This is a genomic window from Tolypothrix sp. VBCCA 56010, from assembly GCF_050875635.1.
Lineage (GTDB): Bacteria > Cyanobacteriota > Cyanobacteriia > Cyanobacteriales > Nostocaceae > Hassallia.
This window is the reverse complement of record NZ_JBPAOH010000536.1, coordinates 1-223: the sequence shown is the minus strand read 5'-3', so window position 1 is coordinate 223 and position 223 is coordinate 1. Positions and strand designations below refer to the sequence as shown.

Genomic DNA, 223 nt, shown 5'->3' with positions numbered 1-223 from the left:
ATTGTTTTTGGCTAAACATATCTCTGTATTAATTTTTTCTAATTATTGATACTCGTTAAGAATTTTTAAAGATTCGTCTCCAGTATTGGTTTTAATTACTTGTATTATTGTTTTTTGAGTTTTTGGTTTCCATTCTTTACTTTGTAATTCACAAATAACTATCGGAACTTCTATATTTATCCACTCCACTTTTATATCTCCCTCTCCTTGTTCACCGCGTTCG

At 29.1% G+C, this 223-nt stretch carries 1 protein-coding gene; it reads right to left on the bottom strand.

Annotation, left to right across the window (positions count from 1 at the left end):
- Window positions 1–42 precede the first annotated feature (42 nt).
- Window positions 43–223 (bottom strand): hypothetical protein (locus AABK37_RS42255; RefSeq protein WP_432557312.1); only part of this gene is annotated, 181 nt, incomplete at its 5' end.